The sequence below is a fragment of the Streptomyces sp. NPDC005863 genome, from assembly GCF_042871345.1.
Taxonomy (GTDB): Bacteria; Actinomycetota; Actinomycetes; order Streptomycetales; family Streptomycetaceae; genus Streptomyces.
The window spans coordinates 944,616-963,465 of sequence record NZ_JBIAII010000002.1; the positions used below are offsets into that span (position 1 = coordinate 944,616).

The following is an 18,850-nucleotide window of genomic DNA, read 5'->3' on the forward strand; positions in this document are numbered from 1 at the left end:
TGGAGAGCATGACGACTGGCCTTCCCGCCCGGATGCTCCGCCTGCTGTCCCTGCTGCAGACGCGCCGCGAGTGGTCCGGCGCCGAGCTCGCCGTACGGCTCGGTGTCACCACGCGCACCGTGCGCCGCGACATCGACCGCCTGCGCGAACTGGAGTATCCCGTCGAGGGGACCACCGGCCACGCCGGTGGATACCGCCTGACCGCAGGCGCCGCGATGCCTCCGCTGCTCCTCGACGACGAGGAGGCCACCGTCACCGCGGTCGCCCTGCGCACCGCCGCCGGGCAGTTGACCGGCATGGAGGAGACCACCCTGCGCGCCCTCGCGAAACTCGAACAGGTCCTCCCCTCCCGCCTCCGTACGCAGGTGGCCGCCCTGCAGGAGTCGACCGCCGCCATCGAGTGGGAGCGTCGAGGGCCCCGCACCGACCCGTCGGCCCTGGCCGAGCTGGCCGCGGCCTGTCGCGACCGGGAGACCGTCACCTTCGCCTACACCACCCGCACCGGCCACGACGCCGATCGCCGCGTCGACCCGCACCACCTCGTCGCCTCCGGGGGCCTGTGGTACCTCCTCGGCCACGACCAGGACCGCGACGACTGGCGCATCTACCGCCTCGACCGGATCTCCGGCCTGACCCCGATCCGCCATCGCTTCGTCCGCCGCGCCGTGCCCGGCGGGGACCCGGCCTCGTACGTGGCCGGGAAGATCGCCTCGGCGCCCGTGCGCTATCGGGCCGTCGCCACGGTCCGGGAACCCGCCGACGCCGTACGGCACCGCACCTGGGCTCTGGCCACCCGCATCCGGGCGACCGGCCCGAACGAATGCACGGTGGACTGCTCCGGCGACCACCTCCCCGGCATCGCCCAGATCCTCACCGGCCTCGGCGCCGACTACACCCTGGACGCCGACGAAGCCGTCCGCGACCACCTGCGCACCGCCGCCCGCCGGGCGCTCGACGCCCTCGAAGCCTCCAGCGCCCTCGGTTGAAGCAATCTCGGCAGAAAGGCTCCTGGGTTTCTTTTAGGACGCGAGCTGTCCCAAATGGTCCGTAATGTGTTTTTTGTGGCCACCGGGTCGCCTGCCCTCAAAGCAGCATCCAGGAGCAGCACTGTGAACATCGCGATTCTCGGCACCGGCGCGGGCGCCCGTCAGCACGCGGCCCGCCTCAGCACGCTCGGCCACCAGGTCGTCGTCGGTACCCGTGATCCCGAGGCGACCCTCGCCCGGACCGAGCCCGACATGATGGGCACCGAGCCCTTCGCCGTCTTCCACGGCGCCCACCCCGAGCTGACCCTGGCCGCCTTCGCCCAGGCCGCGGCCGCGGGCGAGTTGGTGATCAACGGGATCGACGGCGCGAACGCCGTCGCCGCCCTGACGGCCCTGCCCACGGACGCACTCGCGGGCAAGACCCTGATCGATTACGCAGTCCCGTACGTCTACCAGCAACCCGGGGACGCCGAGCACTCCTGGCCCACCCCCTGGGGCGAGATGCCGCGCCTGGACCCCGTCGACACCGACAGCCTCGCCGAACGGATCCAGCGCGCCCTGCCCGGGACGAAGGTGGTCAAGACCTTCGTCACCCAGGAGCAGGAGACCGTCGTCAACCCCGCCGAGTTCGGCGGCGGCGACCACACCATGTTCCTCGCCGGCGACCACCAGGACGCCAAGGCCGCGGCCGGTGAACTTCTGACCGCCTACGGCTGGAGCGACATCATTGACGTCGGTCCCTTGGCCGCCGCCCGCGGTCTGGAGATGTACGCCCACTTCCACACCGCACTCGGCCTCGCCCTCAACGGACGCTTCGGCGTGAAGATTGTCCGCTGAGACAGGTGAACATCCGGCCGGTTCACGCGTCCTGCGGGTACCACCGCAGCTCGATCGTGTTGCCGTCCGGGTCCCGCACGTAGAGGGAGAGTGCGGTGCCGCGCGCGCCGAAGCGCTCGCCGGGGCCGTCCACGACCGTGAAGTCGCCGGAGTCGATGACCTCCTGCCAGTCGAGCGGCTCGACCACGAGGCAGATGTGGTCGACGTTGGATCCCTCGGAGTGCCCGTCGGGGGCCTTCGTCAGGTCGATGATCGTGGTGGGGCTGACCCGCACGGACGGGAAGGGGACCTTGCCGGCCCGCCACTCCTCCACCCGCACCGGCTCAAGGCCCAGCGGGCCGGTGTAGAAGGCGAGCGAGCGCTCGACGTCGGTGACGTTGAGGACGAGGTGGTCGAAGGCGATCACACGCATGAGGGTCTCCATGGGGTGCGGGGGCGCCGACGGCGCCCGAGGTGGTGTCGGGGTGGCCCTCGTGGTGGTGCCGGGCCGGTGGGTTCAGCATCGCCGAGCAGTCATCGATCGGTCCAACACATGGTTGTCATGCGATCCATCGTGATTCACGATGGATCAATGGATCTGCAACAGATGCGGTACGTCGTCGCGGTGGCGGAGACCGCGAGCTTCACCCGCGCCGCCGAGCGGTGCCACGTCGTCCAGTCCGCGCTCAGCCACCAAGTGGCGCGGCTGGAGAAGGACTTGGGCGCGCGGCTCTTCGAGCGCACCAGCCGCCGGGTGCGGCTGACCGTCGCCGGGGAGGCGTTCCTGCCCGCCGCCCGCCAGGCCCTGGAGGCGGCCGAGCGGGCCCGCGCGGAGGTGGCGGCGGCCACCGGTGAGATACGGGGCAGGCTGACCGTCGGCACGATCCCCACGGTGGCGGCCGTCGACCTCCCCGCGGTGCTGCGCGACTACCGTCAGCGCTACCCCCAGGTGCGGATCAGCCTGCGCGTCGCCGGCAGCGAACGCCTCATCGAGCAGGTGCGGGACGGCGCGCTGGACGCGGCGTTCCTCGGCGTACCGCCCGGTCTCCGGCCGCAGGGCGTACGCGACGTACAACTGGCGCACGGCGCGCACGTCGCCGTGGTCGCGCCGGACCACCCCCTGGCCGGGGAGCCGGAGGTGGGGCTGCCCCGCCTGGCCGAGGAGGAGTTCGTGGACTTCGCCGCGGGCTCCGCCGCCCGCGCCCAGTCGGACGACGCGTTCGCCGCGGCCGGGCTGCGGCGCGAGGTCGCCTTCGAGGCCGGCGTCGAGCTCATGGCACGGCTGGTCCGTCAGGGCCTCTGCATCGCCCTGCTGCCCGCGGCGTTCGCCGCCGAACTGCACGGCCTGCGCAGCGTGCCGGTCCGCGAAGGGCCGGTACGGGTCGAGCGGCTCATCTGGAGCCGGTTCACCCCCTCCCCCGCGGCCGCCGCGTTCCTCGCCCTGCTGGACGTCCCCGGGTCGGAGGGCTAGCCGTCCGTCCTCAGCGCCCCAACACCAGCCATCGCGCGGGCAGTTCGATGCGTACGCCGTCGGGTGTGAACTCCGTACTGGCCAGCGGGAGGTCGTCCGAGTCGATGATCCGCAGCCCGGCCGCCTCGACGTATCCCTCCACCACGTCGTCCACGACGTCGGCGGGGGCGAGGCCGTGCGCGAAGATCGGCGCCAGTTTCGGCGGCGGCCCCGCCGGGCCCTGCAACAACTCCATCAGCACCGGACGCGCCCGCTCTGACAGTTCGACGAGGAACGCGCGGCCCCGCTCGCCCAGCAGCGTGGCGATGCCGTCCAGGAGCGGCTGCCGGTCATCGGACTCGCACTGGTGCAGCACGCCGCGCATATAGATGTTCACGTCGCCGATCTCCGCGTGCAGCTGCTCGGCCTCGCTCTTCTCGACGACGTCGAGCTGCCGGAAGTCGACCTGTCCCGCCGGGTCGGCGCGCCGGGCGTGGTCGAGGGCGGCCGCCGAGAGGTCGACCCCGAGGACGCGCGGAAAGCGGTTCGCGAGGAACCGCGTCTGGGTGCCGTTGCCGCATCCCAGGTCGACGACGGGCAGGCCGACGGCGGTCATGTGCGGTTCGAAGAGGGCGAGATGGAGGCTCGCGGTGAGGGCGGGTTCGGCGTCCCAGAAGACGGCTCCCGGCTCGTCGGAGGCCTCCCGCCAGAACCCCTCCCACGCCTCCCTGTACCGACTCGTGATGCTCATGTCCGTGCTCCCCGGGGTGCGACGACGGCCGCCGAAGCCGGCGACAAGATCGGTCTACCGCGCCCGGGGCGCACGGACAAGTCACCGGCGCACTACCTTCACCGGTCATTCGATTCGCCCCACGGGGCGCGCGCCCGCTCCCGGGAGCAAGCGGTACGAGCGGTACGAGCCGTACAGGGCGACGGTACGGGCAACACGGGCCGCACGAGCAGGGCAGGCCGCAACTACCGCCGTGGCAACGACAGTTCGAACCACACCGTCTTGCCCCGCCGCGTCCGGCTCGTGCCCCACTCCTTCGCCAGCGCGCTCACGACGCGCAGTCCGCGCCCGAACTCGTCGGCCGGGCCCGCGCTGAGCAGCGTCGGCAGGGTCTGGTCGTCGTCCTCGACCTCGCACACCAGCGCGCCCGCGCGGACCAGGCGCAGATCGATCCGCGTACTGCGCGAGTGGCGCACGACGTTGGTGACCAGTTCGCTGACGAGCAGTTCGGCCGTGTCGGTCAGGGACTCCAGGGACCAGGCGCGCAGTTGGGCGCGGACCGCCTCGCGGGCCCTTCCCACCTCCGCGGCGTCGACGGCGAGGCGCTGGTGCGCGACGTCCCGGGCCGCGATGCCGTTGAGCCGGGCCATGAGGAGCGCCACGTCGTCCTTGCGGCCGCCGCGGGTGTTGAGGGCGCGGATGATCGTGTCGCAGGCGTCGTCCATGGAGGCGGCCGGGTGCGCGGCGGACTCGGTGAGCGTGGCGAGACCCACGCCGATGTCCTCGCCGCGCACCTCGACGAGGCCGTCGGTGCACATCAACAGCCGGTCGCCGGGCGCGACCCGCACCACGACCGACTCGAAGGGCACACCGCCGACGCCGATGGGCGCCCCCGTCGGCAGGTCGAGGAGTTCGCTGCGGCCGCCCTCGGCGCGGACCAGGACGGGCGGGATGTGGCCGGCGTTGGCGAGGTGCAGCTCGCCCGCGATCGGGTCGTAGACCGCGTACAGGCAGGTCGCCAGGTAGTGCTCGCCGAGGCGCTGCGCGAGGTCGTCGAGGTTGCGCAGGAGCTGCTCGGGCGGCAGGTCGAGGGCGGCCATGGTCTGTACGGCCGTACGCAACTGGCCCATCATCGCGGCCGAGTTGAGGCCGTGGCCCATCACGTCGCCGACGACGAGCGCGGTCCGCGAGCCGGGCAGTTTGACGGAGTCGAACCAGTCGCCGCCGACGCGGCCGAGCAGGGTGCCGGGCAGATAGCGGGTCGCGATGTCACAGCCGGACATCCTGGGCTGGATGTGCGGCAGCATGCTGTCCTGGAGGGTGTCGGCGACGCTCTCCTGGTACGTGTACATGCGGGCGTTGTCGAGCACGAGCCCCGCGCGAGCGGCCAGTTCGGCGCCGGTCACGCGGTCCATGTCGTTGAAGACCTGCCGCTCCTCGTGACGGAGCAGGATCATGAATCCCAGCACCACGTTGCGCGCCTTCAGGGGCACGACGAGCATGGAGCGCCGGTTGATCAGCGGGCGGATGTCGCGCTTCTCGAACTGCGAGGCGATGGCGTTGCCCATCTCGTCGGAGATGCGCGGCACGAGCACCGGTTCACCGGAGGTCATGCACTGGAAGAACGGGGTGTGCGCGGGGAACGGCATGGACTCGCCGACGGGGACCACGTCGTCCCAGCGCCCGGGTTCGTCGGTGTGCTCCAGAGCGACGCGGTGCCACAGGGTGGTCTCGTCCGGCACGCCCTCGGGAAAGCCCTCGCCCGCGACGACCTGCTCGCGCAGATAGGTGCCCGCGACATCCGTGAAGCGCGGCACGACGGCCTTGCTGACCTCGACGATCGTCCGGGACAGATCGAGCGAGGAGCCGATGCGCCCGCTGACCTCGTTGAGGAATTCGAGGCGCTCGCGCACCGCCACGTACTCCAGGTCCTCGACGTCGTCCGCCGCCTCCGGTGTCACCGGCAGTCCCTCGGCGGCGGTCTGCGCGGCGCGCCGTCTGCGCTCCTTGCGCTCGGCCCGCCGGGCGACGCCCCAGTCCGGGGTCACCGGAACCCGGTCGTGGTGGCTGAACTCCAGGACGGGATAGCCCAGTTCGAGGACCTGGGCGACGATGCGGGCGCTCTCGCCCACGCTCATGCTCGGCAGGATCTCGGGCAGCCGGGCCGCCAGTTCGTCGGCGCCGGGGAAGTCGGTGTGCAACGCGAAGCCGGGGGCTATCCGCTCGGTCCGTTCGTCACGCTCGTCACGTTCGTCGCGCTCGTCCCGCTCTCCCCTGCCGTCGTGCGGCTGCCCGGACGGCGTCAGCCGCGCGGCGTCCGCGGCGAGCACGAGGAGCCGCTCGGGTCCGGGGCCGATCAGCGGGTACGCCCACCACAGCACGTCGACGCGGCCACGGTCGCGTGCGCCGCCCCGGTCGCCTCCGCCACCCCGGTCGTCCTCGCCGTCCCGTCCGCCGCCCGCCTCCGCGAGCCGCGCACGCCCGGCGGCGGGGTAGGAGATCTGTCCGTCCAGGGAGGTCTCCAGGTCGGGGCCGAGTCCGTCGTAGGCCCCATAGGCCTCGCGGTCCTCCCGGTCCTCGCGGTCGTCCTGGATCGCGCCGTGCACCGGGAGCAGATCGCCCACGGGACGGCCGACGGCCTCCTCCTTGCCGTACCCGAAGAGGCGGCGCGCGCCGACGCTCCAGTGCGAGACGAGTCCCGCTCCGTCGACGACGACCACGGCCAGCGGGATGCGTCCGGGCGCGGCACTCCGCGTGACCGGCTCGCCCGGAGTGCCTCGCTCCATGGCTCATGCTCCTTCCCCTGGCAGCGCAAGATCTGGACCGCCACCAACCACCGTACGGCCGCCGCGGGTTGCCGTGCGGGGCAATACGAGAATTGCCCCGCGGCGGCCGGGCCACCGGCGCACGCCCCCTCGGAACGCCCGCCGGCCGGCTGCCGGACGGCCCCGGCTCAGTCCTCGTGCCCGAGCTGGAGGTCCCGCTCCGTGCGGCCGCCGCCGGCGACCTGCAGGACGGTCGCGACCGGCGGGTAACCCGCCGCGATCACGGTGTACTCGCCGGACGAGAGGTCGATGAAGCGGAACGTGCCGTCCATGCCGGTGGTGAGGGTGTCGACGACGTTGCCCGCGGCGTCCAGGAGCGTCACGCGCGCGTCCTCGACGGGCCGGCCGCCGCTGGCCCGCACGGTGCCGCGCAGCACGGCGCCGCCGGCGAGCTCCACGTCCTGGCGGGTCTCGCGGGAGGCCTGCACGCTGACCGGCAGGGCGGCGGGGCGGAACGCGGGGGCGCTGGCCGCCAGCGTGTACTCGCCGGCCACCAACTCCGTGATGACGTAACCGCCTTCGCGTCCGCTGCGGGTGGTGGCGACGACCTCGCCGCGGACGTCGGTGAGGGTGACGGCGGCGTCCCTGACGGGCGTGCCGTCGGCGGTCACCACGGTGCCGGCGAGGCGGCCCGCGCCGCCGAGGACCACGTCGAGCTCGACGGGCCGCTCGCCGACGGTGACGGTGACGGCCTGCGGCTGATGCCCGCCGGCGGCCGCGATCAGCACGAAGGAGCCGGTGCCGGGCGTCGACAACGCGTACCGCCCGTCCTCGCCGCTCGCGCCGCGGCCGATCTGCTGCCCGCCCACGTCGATGAGGGTGAGGGCCGCGCGCGGCACCACGGTGCCGTCGGGGTGCTGCACGGTGCCGCAGACCGGGACCCCGGCCGCGTACGTCGCCGGGCGGGTCTGCGGCGGTACGGCCACGGCCTCGTCGGCGGGTGCGTTGTGGGAAGTGGCGCTGGACAACAGGGGAGTCTCCTTGAGGAAGAAGGCGAGCAGCATGCCGAGGACGAGCACCGGCACCAGGTAGAGGAAGATCCGCGGCATCGCGTCGGCGTAGGCCTGGATGTAGCCGTCGCGCAGCGGCGCGGGGAGGGTGTGGACGAGCTGCGGGGTGATGGACTCGGCGTCGGGCAGGGCCGCGCCCGCTCCGGCGGGGATCCGCTCCCGCAGCGCGTCGGCGAGCCGGTCGGCGAAGAGCGTGCCGAAGATCGCGGCGCCCACGCTGCCGCCGATCTGCCGGAAGTAGTTGTTGGCGCTGGTGGCGGTGCCCAGGTCGGCGGGGCGGACCGCGTTCTGCACGGCGAGGACGAGGACCGGCATGACCAGGCCGATGCCCGCGCCGAGCACGGCCATGTACACGCTGTACTGGAGCCGGGAGGTGTCCACCTCCAGACGCGAGAGCAGCCACATGCCGACGACGGACAGGGCGCCGCCGACGATCGGATAGATCTTGTAGCGCCCGGTGTGGCTGATGAGCTGCCCGGAAATGATGGACGCGCCGACGATGCCGCCCATCATCGGCAGCATCAACAGGCCGGACTCGGTGGCGCTCGCGCCGTCGACCATCTGCAGGAAGGTCGGCAGGTAACTGGCCGCTCCGAAGAGGGCGATGCCGATGACCATGCCGACGAGAGAGGTGATGTTGAAGACCGGGTCACGGAACAACCGCAACGGAATGATCGGTTCTGCGGCGAACTTCTCGGCGAGCAGGAAGAGCACGCTCGCCACGACGGCGCCTGCGCCCAGCCCGAGGATGACGCGGTCCCCCCACTCGTACTCGGTCCCGCCCCAACTGGTCAGCAGCACCAGGCAGGTGGAGGCGGCGGCGAGCAGGAGCGCGCCGAGCACGTCGAGCCGGGCCTTGGCGGTGGGCTTGGGGAGCTTCAGGACGAGGCTGACGACGAGGAGCGTGACGAGGCCGAAGGGCACGTTGAAGTAGAAGCACCAGCGCCAGGAGACGTGGTCGGTGAAGAAGCCACCGAGCAGCGGGCCCGCGACCGACGCGAGGCCGAACGCAGCGCCGATCAGGCCCATGTAGCGGCCGCGCTGCCGGGGCGGCACGATGTCCGCGATGATCGCCTGGACGCCGATCATCAGGCCGCCCGCACCGGCGCCCTGGATCGCGCGGAAGGCGATGAGCTGGTCCATCGTCCGTGACCACCCGGCGAGCGCCGAGCCGACGATGAAGACGACGATCGCGAACTGGAAGACGCCCTTGCGCCCGAAGAGGTCGCCGAGCTTGCCGTAGATGGGCAGGCCGATGGTGGAGGTGAGGAGGTAGGCGGTGATCGCCCAGGACATCTTGTCCAGGCCGTGCAGCTCACCGACGATCTTCGGGAGCGCGGTGGCGACGATCATCTGCTCCAGGGCGGCGAGCAGCAGGGCGAGCATCAGCCCGACGAAGACCATCCGCACCCGGCTGGGGCTGAGCCCGTGGCCCGGCGGTCCCGGCGCGGGTGGCGGGGCCTGGCCGCGGCCCTGATCGCCCTGGGTGGCGGGGGCGCCGGCCCCCTCCTGATCCCGTACGACCCGCTGCTCGGCCCGGCCGTCCTTCTCGTCCCGCTCGTCCTGCTCGGCGACCTTCACCAGCGTCGTCCCACCCACGTCCTGCTCCCCTCGTCGCGCCTGCGCCGCCCATTTCTCGCATTACGCGACAACAGCGAGCAAGCGCGACGAGTCGCCCCGCGCGGGGCCTCGGGAGAGTAAGTGCCGGTGGGAGCCCTACGGCGTACAACGAAGCCGCACGGAAAACCACTCGAACCGGTGAGCGTGGGAACAACCCTGATGGGTTACGCGGGAGTTGGGCGGGCGTGCGGCAGTCGGGCGGGCGCGTGGCGCGGGCCGCACGCCCGCCGCGGGGCCTACTTCTCGACGTGGGCGGCCAGATTGGCGAGCACGGCGTCGTAGATGCGGGCGAGGCCCTTGGGCGCGAAGGTCTTCTCGAAGAAGCCGCCGATGCCGCCCGCGCCGTTCCACACGGTGGTGACGACCACGCGGGACCTGCCCTCGCCCGCCGGGGTCACCGTCCAGGTCGTGACCATGGAGGAGTTGCGGTCCTTCTCGACCAGCTCGCCGTCGGTGGGCTCGGTGACGTCGAGGAGGCAGTCGCGGATCCGCTTGCTGGTGGCCTGCAGCTTCCAGTGGACGAGGGTGCCCTCGCCGTCACCGCCCTCGCGCACCTCGTACTCGCTGAAGTGCTCCGAGAGGAGCTTCTCCCGCGTGCCGTTGTAGTCGGCCAGCGCGTCGAAGACGTCGTCCGGCTTTGCCGCGATGATCCGCTCCGCGGTCGCTTCGACCTGCGCCATGGGGTTTCCTCCAGCATGTGTGTTTCTCCGGGTCTGCACGGAAAGCCAATCACCCGCCGTACCGGCGCCCCAAATCGGGTCCCCGCTCGGCCGCTTGACCGCACCGCGGACCGGGCCCTTCGCTCACCCGAACCCCCGCTCAGGCGGGCAGCAGCTTCAGCGAGATCCAGAGTGCGAGGGTCGACAGGAGGAGGGCGGCGGGGGTGGTGAGGAGGCCGAGGCGGGTGAAGCGCGCGAGGGAGACCTCGTGGTCGTGCTGGTGGGCGATGCGGCGCCACAGCAGGGTGGCGAGGGATCCGGCGTAGGTGAGGTTGGGCCCGATGTTCACGCCGATCAGCACGGCGAGTACGGCGCCGGGGCCCGCCGGTGCGGCCAGCGGGACCAGGGCGAGGACCGCGGGCAGGTTGTTGATCAGGTTGGCGAGCAGCGCGGCGACGGCGGCGGTGCCGAGGAGCGCAGGCAGGGCGGTGCCATCCGGCAGGACCCGGCCGAGGGCGTCGCCGAGGCCGTTGTCGACGACGGCCCGTACGACGATGCCGAGGGCGAGGACGAAGGCCAGGAACGGCACCGAGGCGGAGCGCAGGATCGCCACCGGCGTCGTACGGCGGCGCAGCAGGGCCCGCACCGCGAGGGCGAGGGCGCCGGCCGCGGCCGCCCAGGCGGGGTCGGCGCCGGCCCCGGAGGCCACGGCGAACCCGGCGAGCGTGAGGGCGACGGTGACCAGGGCGAAGCGCGGCATGTGCGGCACCTCCGTCGCCTCGGCGCCGGCCACCGGGGCGTCGAGGTCGGCCGCGAAGAACCGCCGGAAGACGGCGTACTCGACGGCGATGGCGGCCAGCCAGGGCAGCGTCATGAGCAGCGCGAAGCGGGTGAAGCTGAGTCCGGTCGCGGCGAACGCGAGGAGGTTCGTCAGGTTCGAGACGGGGAGCAGGAGGGACGCCGTGTTGGACAGGTGGGCGCTCGCGTAGACGTGCGGCGCCGGGCGGGCGCCCATCCGCGAGGCGGTGGCGAAGACGACCGGGGTCAGCAGGACGACGGTGGCGTCCAGGCTCAGGGCCGCGGTGATCACGGAGGCGAGGCCGAAGACCGCGGCGAGCAGCCGTCGGGGCCGGCCTGCGGCGCGGCGCGCCATCCAGGTGCCGCAGGCGTGGAAGAGCCCCTCGTCGGCGCAGAGCTTGGCGAGCACCAGGACGGCGGCGAGGAAGCCGATGACCGGTCCGAGGCGCTCGGCCTCCGCCCGCACGTCGTCGAGCGGGATCGCGCCGGACACGATCACGACACCGGCGGCCGGTACGGCGAAGGCGGCCTCGGGCCAGCGGAACGGGCGGACGACGGCGCAGACGAGCACCACCACCAGGGCGGCGACGGACAGGGACTCGACGAGCATGCCTCTGATCATGCCTCGCGCACGGTGCTGCCCGGTCGCCGCCCTCGGACCCGCGGCGGGGCGGTGCCGTGACGGCGTCACACGATCAAGGGAACAGATGTTCTATTCTGTGGTCAGTGCTACCGAGGAGGCGTCATGCGCTGGGAGAACCTCTCCGACGAGCCGCGTCAGAGGACCGCCGACGCCGCGCTGTTCGGCGCGGACGCGGTGACCACACGCACCTTCGACACCCCGGAGTTCCGGGGGATCACCTTTCACGAGGTCCGGGCCAGGTCGATCGTGAACCGCGTGCCGGGCGCGTCCCGGATGCCGTTCGAATGGACCGTGAACCCCTACCGGGGGTGCACGCACGCGTGCGTCTACTGTTTCGCCCGCAAGACGCACAGCTACCTGGACCTGGACACCGGCCTCGGCTTCGACAGCCAGATCGTCGTCAAGGTCAACGCCGCCGAACTGCTGCGGCACCGGCTCGCCTCACCGCGCTGGCACGGCGACCACATCGCCATGGGCACGAACGTGGACTGCTACCAGCGCGCGGAGGGCCGCTACCGCCTGATGCCGGGGATCATCGAGGCGCTGCGCGACCACGGCAACCCCTTCTCGATCCTGACCAAGGGCACGCTGATCCTGCGCGATCTCGACCTGCTGCGGCAGGCGGCGGACGTGACGGACGTCGGGATCTCCGTCTCCGTGGGCTTCGTCGACCAGGAGCTGTGGCGCACGGTCGAGCCGGGCACGCCGGCCCCGGAGCGGCGCCTCGACGTCGTCCGCGCGCTGACCGACCACGGCATCGGCTGCGGCGTCCTGATGGCGCCCGTCATCCCGTTCCTCGGCGACCACCCCGACCAGCTGCGCGCCACGGTCCGGGCGATCGCCGCGTCCGGCGCGACCTCCGTGACCCCGCTGGTGCTGCACCTGAGGCCGAGCGCCCGCGAATGGTTCATGGCGTGGCTGGCGCAGCACCATCCACATCTGGTGCGCCGGTACGAGCGCCTCTACGCGGAGGGGGCCTACGCCCCGAAGTGGTACCAGCGGCGCGTCACCCGCCATGTGCACGAACTGGCCGAGGAGTTCGGCATCGGCCCCTCCCGCGCGGGGGCGTCCCGCCGAATCCACGCCCCGGCGACCCCCGAGCCGACCACGGGGCCGGGGCCTACCCAGTTGACGCTGCATTGACGAGGCCGGCCGGCGAGCATGCTGCTGTGTGAGGCCCACGGAGCCGCACAAGGCTCGGCCCTACGCGCGCTTGAACTGGCGGTAGCGGATGACCGCAATCCCGGCTCCGGGAGCCAGGAGAATGAGTGGCGCGGCCAGTGAGGCACCGAGCGATCCGCCTGAGAGGTATGAGACGACGAACCACACCAGGTAGAGGACGAGCAGGACGACGAGCAGTTGCGTCATCGCCCGACGAAGCCTTGGACGCGTCGAGGTTTCATGCATGGATGGTCCTCCTGCTCCACCCGAGACGGGTCGGTGGTTCACTCTGCGGGTCACCCGGTTCGGTCGGATCACCGTAGGTACACCTGCTGCAGCCGGCCTGCGTCGGCGTACGCAATCGGGGTGCCCCCGAGTTCTCGGTTGAAGCCGAATCCACACCGGGAGTTGAAGTCGCCGAAAGGCCACGTGGGCCGTTCTGGAAGTAGGTGTCGGCGTTCACCCTGCTCCAACACCCCGCCCCTTTAGGGTCAATTTCCGCCGCAGCGCCCCCTTTCCTTCGCGGATTCCGGGAGCATGCGCTGGGCCGAGGGTCACCGTCAGCAGGGCCCCGGAGCCGTCGCCCCGGGAGGCCGGATGAAGAAGCATGCCGTCGTACTCTGCTCAGTCGCCGTCGCGGCTGCCGGACTGGTCAGCACCGTGCCACCCGCCTCGGGTGCGTCCGCGGGGGCGGCCACCGCACATGCCGCCGCCCCGCTCACGTGGAAGAAGTGCGCCACCAAGGACCACCCGACACTCCAGTGCGCCTCCCTGAAAGTCCCCCTCGACCGTCAGGAGCCGCGCGGCAGACAGCTCACCCTCGCCCTGTCCCGCGTCCCGCACACCGCGAAGGTGTCGCAGGGGCCTCTCCTGGTCAATCCCGGCGGGCCCGGCGGCAGCGGACTGGCCATGGCGGGCTCCGTCGCCGACGCGCTGCCGACCAAGGTGGCGGCCCAGTACGACATCATCGGCTTCGACCCACGGGGCGTGGGCAAGAGCAGGCCCGCCCTCGACTGCCGACCCGGTCACTTCTCCCCCGTACGCCCCGCCACCGTGCCCACCACAGCGGCCCTGGAACGGGCCAACCTCGACCGCGCGCGGGCCTTCGCCCAGGCGTGCGGCACGAAGTACGGGGACCTGCTGCCCTTCATCGACACGGTGAGCGTCGTCCAGGACATGGACGCCATCCGCGCGGCCGTCGGCGCGCGGCGCATCAACTACTTCGGCTACTCCTACGGCACCCTCCTGGGCGCGCTCTACGGAAAGCTCTATCCGCACCGGGTCCGCCGCATGGCACTCGACTCCCTGGTCGACCCCTCGGGCGTCTGGTACGCGGACAACCTCCGCCAGGACGAGGCCTTCGACGCCCGCCACAAGGCGTTCATGGCCTGGATCGCCCGGCACGACGCGACGTACCGGCTCGGCAAGGACCCCGCGAAGGTCGAGGCCAAGTGGTACGCGATGCGGGCCGCGCTCGCCAAGAAGCCCGCGCGCAAGAAGGTGGGCGCCGCCGAACTGGAGGACACGTTCATCCCGGGCGGCTACTACAACGGCTACTGGCCGTCCTTGGCCGACGCGTTCGCGGCCTACGCCAACGCCAAGAAGAGCGCCCCGCTCGTCAAGGCCTACGAGAGTTACGCCGCGGTGGACGCCGCCGGCGACAACAGCTACAGCGTCTACACCGCCGTACAGTGCCGGGACGCCCAGTGGCCGCACGACTGGGCCACCTGGCGTGCCGACAACGACCGGGTGCACGCGAAGACGCCGTTCTCCACCTGGAACAACGCCTGGTACAACGCCCCGTGCGCGTTCTGGCCGACGCACTCGCTCTTCCCGCCGGACGTCGCCAACACCGAACTCCCGCCGGTCCTGCTGTTCCAGGCGACCGAGGACCCCGCCACACCGTACGACGGCGCCGTTGCCCTGCACCGCAAGCTGGCCGGCTCCCGTCTGGTGGTCGAGCAGGGCGGCGGCAACCACGGCGTCACCCTGAGCGGAAACGCCTGCCTGGACCGCCACTTGACCGCCTATCTGGCGAGCGGCACGGTGCCGCGGGGCACCGGTGAGGTCGACGCGGTGTGCAAGGCGCAGCCGGACCCGAAGCCGCGGTCCGCCGTCCGGGGGGCCTCGGACGCCTCCGGGGGCGCGGAGGGCAGCGGCCGTGGAGCGGTGTTTGTCACCGGGCGCCCCGCGTTGTCACACCCGTGGTCCACCATGGGGTCATGAGCCGACTGACCCACATCAGCGCCCCCGAGGGCGTCGCCCCCGCCACCGCGTACACCCACGTCGTCATGGGAAGCGGCCGCTTCGTGGCGGTGTCCGGCCAGTTGGCCCTGGACGAGGAAGGGAAGCCGGTCGGCGAGGGCGACGCGGGGGCGCAGGCCCGGCAGGTCTTCGAGAACCTTCGGCGCTGCCTCGCGGCGGCGGGCGCGACCTTCGACGACGTCGTGAAGCTGACGTACTTCGTGACGGACATGGCGCACATGCCGGCCGTGCGGGCGGCGCGCGACGCGTTCCTGGACCCGGACCGGCTCCCCGCGGCCTCGGCGGTGCAGGTGGCGGCCCTGGTCGCCCCGGAGTTCCTGATGGAGATAGAGGCGTTCGCGGTGGTGGCGGAGTAGGTGCCCGAGCCCGAGCGCATGACGCCCCTGGGGATCCGCGCCCTGCGGATCCCCGCCCTGCGGATCCGCGCCCTGCGCGAGGCCGACTGCGAGGCCGTCGCCACCCTCCGCGTCCTCGGCTGGCGTTCGGCGTACGCCGGGCTGATGCCTCAGCCGTTCCTGGACGCCCTCAGCGTCGAGGAGAGCGCGGCGCAGCTGCGCGAGCGGCTTGCGCGCGGTGGCGCCGCGACGGTGGACCTGGTCGCGGAGCGGGCCGGTCGCGTCGTCGGCTGGATCGCGTTCGGACCCGCGCGCGACGACGATCTTCCGCCGGGCGAGGCCGAGTTGTACGCCCTGTACGCGCACCCGGAGCAGTACTCCACGGGTGTGGGCCGCGCGCTGCTCCTGGAGTGCGTGGCGCGCTGCGCCGCCGAGAGCCACGCGGCGCTGCGGCTGTGGGTCGTCGAGGGCAACGCCCGTGCCCGCCGCTTCTACGAGCGCTTCGGCTTCGCCGCGGACGGTGCCCTGGACCCGCAGACGGTCGGGGACATGGCCGTGCCCGAGCTGCGCTACCGCCGCGACCTCGCCTGAGCCCGCACCCACCCCGGACCGCCACACCCCAGCCGGCCCACCCCACTGGCGGCACCCTCACCCCGGCCCGCCTCACCCCGGCCGACCCACCCCACCCGCAGCACCCTCACTCGCGCCGGCCCACCCCACAGGCGGCGCCCTCCCCACCCCGGCCCACCCCATCCGCGGCACCCTCACCCCGGCAGCCGCGCCAGCGCCGCCGAAGCCGCCGCCGCGAGGCGAGGGTGGCCGCGGGCGGTCATCAGGACCGGTCTGGCCCGCTCGTCCCCGAGCGCCCCGAGCCCCTCCACGCAGGCCAGCGCGATCTTGCCGTACGGATCGTGCGGGGCCAGCCTGCGCTGCAGCGTGGTGATCAGCGCGGGCGCCGACTCGGGGGCGCGCAGCTCGGTCAGCAGCCGCACCGGGTGGAGCGCGTACGCGATGCGGAGCTCGTTCGTGGCGAGGGCGGCCGCCGCGCGCGCCGTGCGCGGGTCGCCGAGCCGGGCCAGCGCGTGCGCCGCCGCCGCGCACCGCGGCGGGTCCCGGTGGTTGAGGAGGAGGACGAGCGACTCGAAGGCCCTGCGGTCACCGGCGACGCCGAGCCTGAACGCCGCCAACTCCCGGGCCCACAGGGGCTGCCCGGGTGAGACGAGCACCTCGGCGAGTTCGTCGAGGTCCGCCGTCGCGATCAGCCGCTCGTACAGCCGCTCGTGCTCCGCGGATCCGCCCGCCTCGGCCCGTAAGCGTTCCGTCACCGTCCGCAACTCCGCATCCATGACCGCGAGCCTAAGCGCTCCCGATGGTCGCGACATAGATCACAGGCAGCAGAGAACAGCACGGGCTGGCGCGCTCGTTACTCGCCGGTTAGTCTCATGTGAGCGGGGCACACTCCCCGTAGCAGTTCCTTTCTCGCGGTGGCCTGGTGACGCAGCCACCGTGAGTGTCTGGTCGGTTCGGTACTTCAGGTACCTCAGTACGACGTGGCTCCGGGACAGAGCCGGTCGGCTTCTCACCGGGCGTGCCCCTGCGCGCCGCCCGGAACACGACACGCATCACTTCCCGCCCGCCGTACGGCAGTTGACGTCGCAGCTCCGCCCGACGCATGTGCCGTGCCCGCGCGCCCCTCAGTCGTCACTCTCTTCCTGGAGTCCACGCATGGACACTCCCCTGAACACCGTCGCCGTCATCGGTCTTGGCACGATGGGCACCGGCATCACCGAGGTCCTGGCCCGCGCGGGCCGCGAGGTCGTCGGCATCGACGTCAGCCAGGCCGCGGCCACCCGCGCGGTCGCCGCCCTGGAGGCCTCCACCGCCCGCGCCGTGCGCCGGGAGCGCATCACGGAGGAGGAGCGCCGCGGCATCCTCGCCCGGTTCCGGACCTTCACCGACGTGCGGGCCGCCGCCGACGCCGATCTGGTCATCGAGGTCGTCCCGGAGTCGTACGAGATCAAGCAGCAGGTCGTCCGGGAGCTCGACGCCGTCGTGCGCCCCGACACGATCATCGCGACCGGCACCAACGCGCTGTCCGTGACCCGGCTCGCCGCCGAATCGGCGCGCCCCGAGCGGGTGTTGGGCCTGCACTTCTTCAACCCGGCGCCCGCGATGAAGCTCGTCGAGGTCGTGTCGTCCGTCCTGACGGCCCCCGCCGCCGTCGCCTCCGTCACCGAGCTGGCGTACGCCCTCGGCAAGGAGCCGGTCGCGGTCGGCGACCGGCCCGGCTTCGTCGCCGACGGGCTGCTCTTCGGCTACCTCAACCAGGCCGCCGCGATGTACGAGGCGAAGTACGCCTCCCGCGAGGACATCGACGCCGCGATGCGGCTCGGCTGCGGCCTGCCGATGGGTCCGCTCGCCCTGCTCGACCTGATCGGCGTGGACACCGCCCGCACGGTCCTCGACGCGATGTACGCGGAGTCCCACGACCGCCTGCACGCCCCCGCGCCGATCCTCAAGCAGCTCAGCGAGGCGGGGCTGACCGGGCGCAAGGCCGGCCGCGGCTTCTACACGTACGCCGCTCCCGGCAGCGAAGAGGTGGTGGCCGACGCGCTCACCCCGACGGCGGGCGAGGCGCGTGCGCAGGGGCGCACGGTCCGCTCCGTGGGCGTCGCGGGCTCCGGCACCATGGCGTCCGGCATCGCCGAGGTCTTCGCGAAGGCCGGCTTCGACGTGGTCCTCGCCGCGCGGAGCGAGGAGAAGGCCGAGACGGCGAAGGCGCGGATCGGCAAGTCGCTGGCGCGCTCGGTCGACAAGGGCAGGATGACGGCCGAGACCGCCGCGCGGGCGCTGGACCGGATCGCCCCCGCCGGGTCGTACGAGGCGTTCGCCGACGTCGACCTGGCCCTGGAGGCGGTCGCCGAGAACCTGGAGATCAAGCGGCAGCTCTTCACGACGCTCGACAAGGTCTGCAAGCCGGGCGCCATCCTCGCCACCACGACGTCCTCGCTGCCGGTGGTGGCCTGCGCCCGCGCCACCTCGCGGCCCGGCGACGTGATCGGCATGCACTTCTTCAACCCGGCCCCGGCGATGAAGCTGGTCGAGATCGTCCGCACCGTGGTCACCGCGGACGACGTGCACGCCACGGTCCGCGAGGTCTGCGCGACGATCCGCAAGCACCCGGTGGACTGCGGCGATCGCGCCGGGTTCATCGTGAACGCGCTGCTGTTCCCCTACCTCAACAACGCGATCAAGATGGTCGAGGAGCACTACGCGACGCTGGACGACATCGACGCCGCGATGAAGCTCGGCGGCGGCTACCCCATGGGCCCCTTCGAGCTCCTGGACGTGGTCGGCCTGGACGTCTCGCTGGCGATCGAGAAGGTGCTGCACCGCGAGTTCCGCGACCCGGGCCTGGCCCCGGCGCCGCTGCTCGAACACCTGGTGGCCGCGGGCTGCCTCGGCCGCAAGACGGGCCGTGGCTTCCGCGAATATGCCCGGCGCTGAGCAGGCCGAGGGGCGCCGGGGCGAACGGGCCGACTGGGGAGGGCT

General features: G+C 72.4%; 16 protein-coding genes. 8 read left to right on the forward strand and 8 right to left on the reverse strand.

Annotation, left to right across the window (positions count from 1 at the left end; translation table 11 throughout):
- Positions 1-8: 8 nt before the first annotated feature.
- The gene (locus ACFYO9_RS10185; RefSeq protein WP_358776910.1) at positions 9-986 is read left to right on the forward strand and encodes a YafY family protein; all 978 of its coding nucleotides are present in this window, start codon (positions 9-11) and stop codon (positions 984-986) included.
- 123 nt (positions 987-1,109) lie between these two features.
- Entirely contained in the window at positions 1,110-1,823 is a 714-nt protein-coding gene (locus tag ACFYO9_RS10190) for an NAD(P)-binding domain-containing protein (RefSeq protein WP_355815976.1), read from the forward strand.
- 22 nt (positions 1,824-1,845) lie between these two features.
- On the opposite strand, the gene ACFYO9_RS10195 is transcribed toward ACFYO9_RS10190, so the two are convergent.
- Positions 1,846-2,235 carry a VOC family protein gene (locus ACFYO9_RS10195; protein ID WP_355815979.1) on the reverse strand — a complete coding sequence of 130 codons (390 nt, stop codon included), beginning with the start codon at positions 2,233-2,235 and terminating at the stop codon, positions 1,846-1,848.
- A gap of 159 nt (positions 2,236-2,394) precedes the next feature.
- Between ACFYO9_RS10195 and ACFYO9_RS10200 the strand changes: the two genes are divergently transcribed.
- Complete coding sequence (locus ACFYO9_RS10200) at positions 2,395-3,273, forward strand: LysR family transcriptional regulator (protein WP_355815982.1); 879 nt, start codon at positions 2,395-2,397, stop codon at positions 3,271-3,273.
- A gap of 10 nt (positions 3,274-3,283) precedes the next feature.
- On the opposite strand, the gene ACFYO9_RS10205 is transcribed toward ACFYO9_RS10200, so the two are convergent.
- From ACFYO9_RS10205 to ACFYO9_RS10225, 5 genes are all read right to left on the reverse strand, one after another.
- Positions 3,284-4,003: a class I SAM-dependent methyltransferase gene (locus tag ACFYO9_RS10205; protein WP_358776911.1), complete on the reverse strand. Its 720-nt coding sequence runs from the start codon at positions 4,001-4,003 to the stop codon at positions 3,284-3,286.
- A 224-nt stretch (positions 4,004-4,227) separates the two neighbouring features.
- Positions 4,228-6,768: a SpoIIE family protein phosphatase gene (locus ACFYO9_RS10210; protein WP_358776912.1), complete on the reverse strand. Its 2,541-nt coding sequence runs from the start codon at positions 6,766-6,768 to the stop codon at positions 4,228-4,230.
- Between the two features lie 167 nt (positions 6,769-6,935).
- Positions 6,936-9,416, reverse strand: coding sequence for an MFS transporter (locus ACFYO9_RS10215; RefSeq protein ID WP_355815991.1), 2,481 nt, complete (start codon positions 9,414-9,416; stop codon positions 6,936-6,938).
- A gap of 257 nt (positions 9,417-9,673) precedes the next feature.
- Positions 9,674-10,117, reverse strand: coding sequence for an SRPBCC family protein (locus tag ACFYO9_RS10220; RefSeq protein WP_355815994.1), 444 nt, complete (start codon positions 10,115-10,117; stop codon positions 9,674-9,676).
- A gap of 139 nt (positions 10,118-10,256) precedes the next feature.
- Entirely contained in the window at positions 10,257-11,504 is a 1,248-nt protein-coding gene (locus tag ACFYO9_RS10225; protein ID WP_358776913.1) for an SLC13 family permease, read from the reverse strand.
- Between the two features lie 135 nt (positions 11,505-11,639).
- On the opposite strand from ACFYO9_RS10225, the gene ACFYO9_RS10230 reads away from it, so the two are divergent.
- On the forward strand, positions 11,640-12,680 hold the full coding sequence (locus ACFYO9_RS10230) for an Rv2578c family radical SAM protein (RefSeq protein WP_358776914.1): 1,041 nt from the start codon (positions 11,640-11,642) through the stop codon (positions 12,678-12,680).
- A gap of 60 nt (positions 12,681-12,740) precedes the next feature.
- On the opposite strand, the gene ACFYO9_RS10235 is transcribed toward ACFYO9_RS10230, so the two are convergent.
- Positions 12,741-12,944: a hypothetical protein gene (locus ACFYO9_RS10235; RefSeq protein WP_358776915.1), complete on the reverse strand. Its 204-nt coding sequence runs from the start codon at positions 12,942-12,944 to the stop codon at positions 12,741-12,743.
- Positions 12,945-13,295: 351 nt separating this feature from the next.
- Here ACFYO9_RS10235 and ACFYO9_RS10240 point away from each other — a divergent pair, with 351 nt between their 5' ends.
- The 3 genes from ACFYO9_RS10240 to ACFYO9_RS10250 are packed head-to-tail and all read left to right on the forward strand — an operon-like array spanning position 13,296 to position 15,889.
- A complete protein-coding gene (locus tag ACFYO9_RS10240) occupies positions 13,296-14,924 on the forward strand; it encodes an alpha/beta hydrolase (protein ID WP_358776916.1) in 1,629 nt (542 codons plus the stop codon).
- Positions 14,921-15,319, forward strand: a complete 399-nt coding sequence (locus tag ACFYO9_RS10245) for a RidA family protein (protein WP_358776917.1) — start codon at positions 14,921-14,923, stop codon at positions 15,317-15,319. The genes ACFYO9_RS10240 and ACFYO9_RS10245 overlap by 4 nt, the downstream gene beginning before the upstream one ends.
- Positions 15,320-15,889, forward strand: coding sequence for a GNAT family N-acetyltransferase (locus ACFYO9_RS10250; protein WP_358776918.1), 570 nt, complete (start codon positions 15,320-15,322; stop codon positions 15,887-15,889).
- Between the two features lie 173 nt (positions 15,890-16,062).
- Here ACFYO9_RS10250 and ACFYO9_RS10255 read toward each other — a convergent pair whose 3' ends face one another.
- Entirely contained in the window at positions 16,063-16,644 is a 582-nt protein-coding gene (locus ACFYO9_RS10255) for an adenylosuccinate lyase (protein WP_358706654.1), read from the reverse strand.
- A 379-nt stretch (positions 16,645-17,023) separates the two neighbouring features.
- Between ACFYO9_RS10255 and ACFYO9_RS10260 the strand changes: the two genes are divergently transcribed.
- On the forward strand, positions 17,024-18,805 hold the full coding sequence (locus ACFYO9_RS10260) for a 3-hydroxyacyl-CoA dehydrogenase family protein (RefSeq protein WP_358776919.1): 1,782 nt from the start codon (positions 17,024-17,026) through the stop codon (positions 18,803-18,805).
- Positions 18,806-18,850 lie beyond the last annotated feature (45 nt).

Coding starts and splice junctions, on each gene's coding strand:
- ACFYO9_RS10205 (WP_358776911.1), bottom strand. CDS start 4,003: ATGAGCATCACGAGTCGGTACAGGGAGGCGTGGGAGGGGTTCTGGCGG.
- ACFYO9_RS10235 (WP_358776915.1), bottom strand. CDS start 12,944: ATGCATGAAACCTCGACGCGTCCAAGGCTTCGTCGGGCGATGACGCAA.
- ACFYO9_RS10260 (WP_358776919.1), top strand. CDS start 17,024: ATGGACACTCCCCTGAACACCGTCGCCGTCATCGGTCTTGGCACGATG.
- ACFYO9_RS10225 (WP_358776913.1), bottom strand. CDS start 11,504: ATGCTCGTCGAGTCCCTGTCCGTCGCCGCCCTGGTGGTGGTGCTCGTC.
- ACFYO9_RS10255 (WP_358706654.1), bottom strand. CDS start 16,644: ATGGATGCGGAGTTGCGGACGGTGACGGAACGCTTACGGGCCGAGGCG.
- ACFYO9_RS10210 (WP_358776912.1), bottom strand. CDS start 6,768: ATGGAGCGAGGCACTCCGGGCGAGCCGGTCACGCGGAGTGCCGCGCCC.
- ACFYO9_RS10185 (WP_358776910.1), top strand. CDS start 9: ATGACGACTGGCCTTCCCGCCCGGATGCTCCGCCTGCTGTCCCTGCTG.
- ACFYO9_RS10230 (WP_358776914.1), top strand. CDS start 11,640: ATGCGCTGGGAGAACCTCTCCGACGAGCCGCGTCAGAGGACCGCCGAC.
- ACFYO9_RS10240 (WP_358776916.1), top strand. CDS start 13,296: ATGAAGAAGCATGCCGTCGTACTCTGCTCAGTCGCCGTCGCGGCTGCC.
- ACFYO9_RS10245 (WP_358776917.1), top strand. CDS start 14,921: ATGAGCCGACTGACCCACATCAGCGCCCCCGAGGGCGTCGCCCCCGCC.
- ACFYO9_RS10195 (WP_355815979.1), bottom strand. CDS start 2,235: ATGCGTGTGATCGCCTTCGACCACCTCGTCCTCAACGTCACCGACGTC.
- ACFYO9_RS10200 (WP_355815982.1), top strand. CDS start 2,395: ATGGATCTGCAACAGATGCGGTACGTCGTCGCGGTGGCGGAGACCGCG.
- ACFYO9_RS10220 (WP_355815994.1), bottom strand. CDS start 10,117: ATGGCGCAGGTCGAAGCGACCGCGGAGCGGATCATCGCGGCAAAGCCG.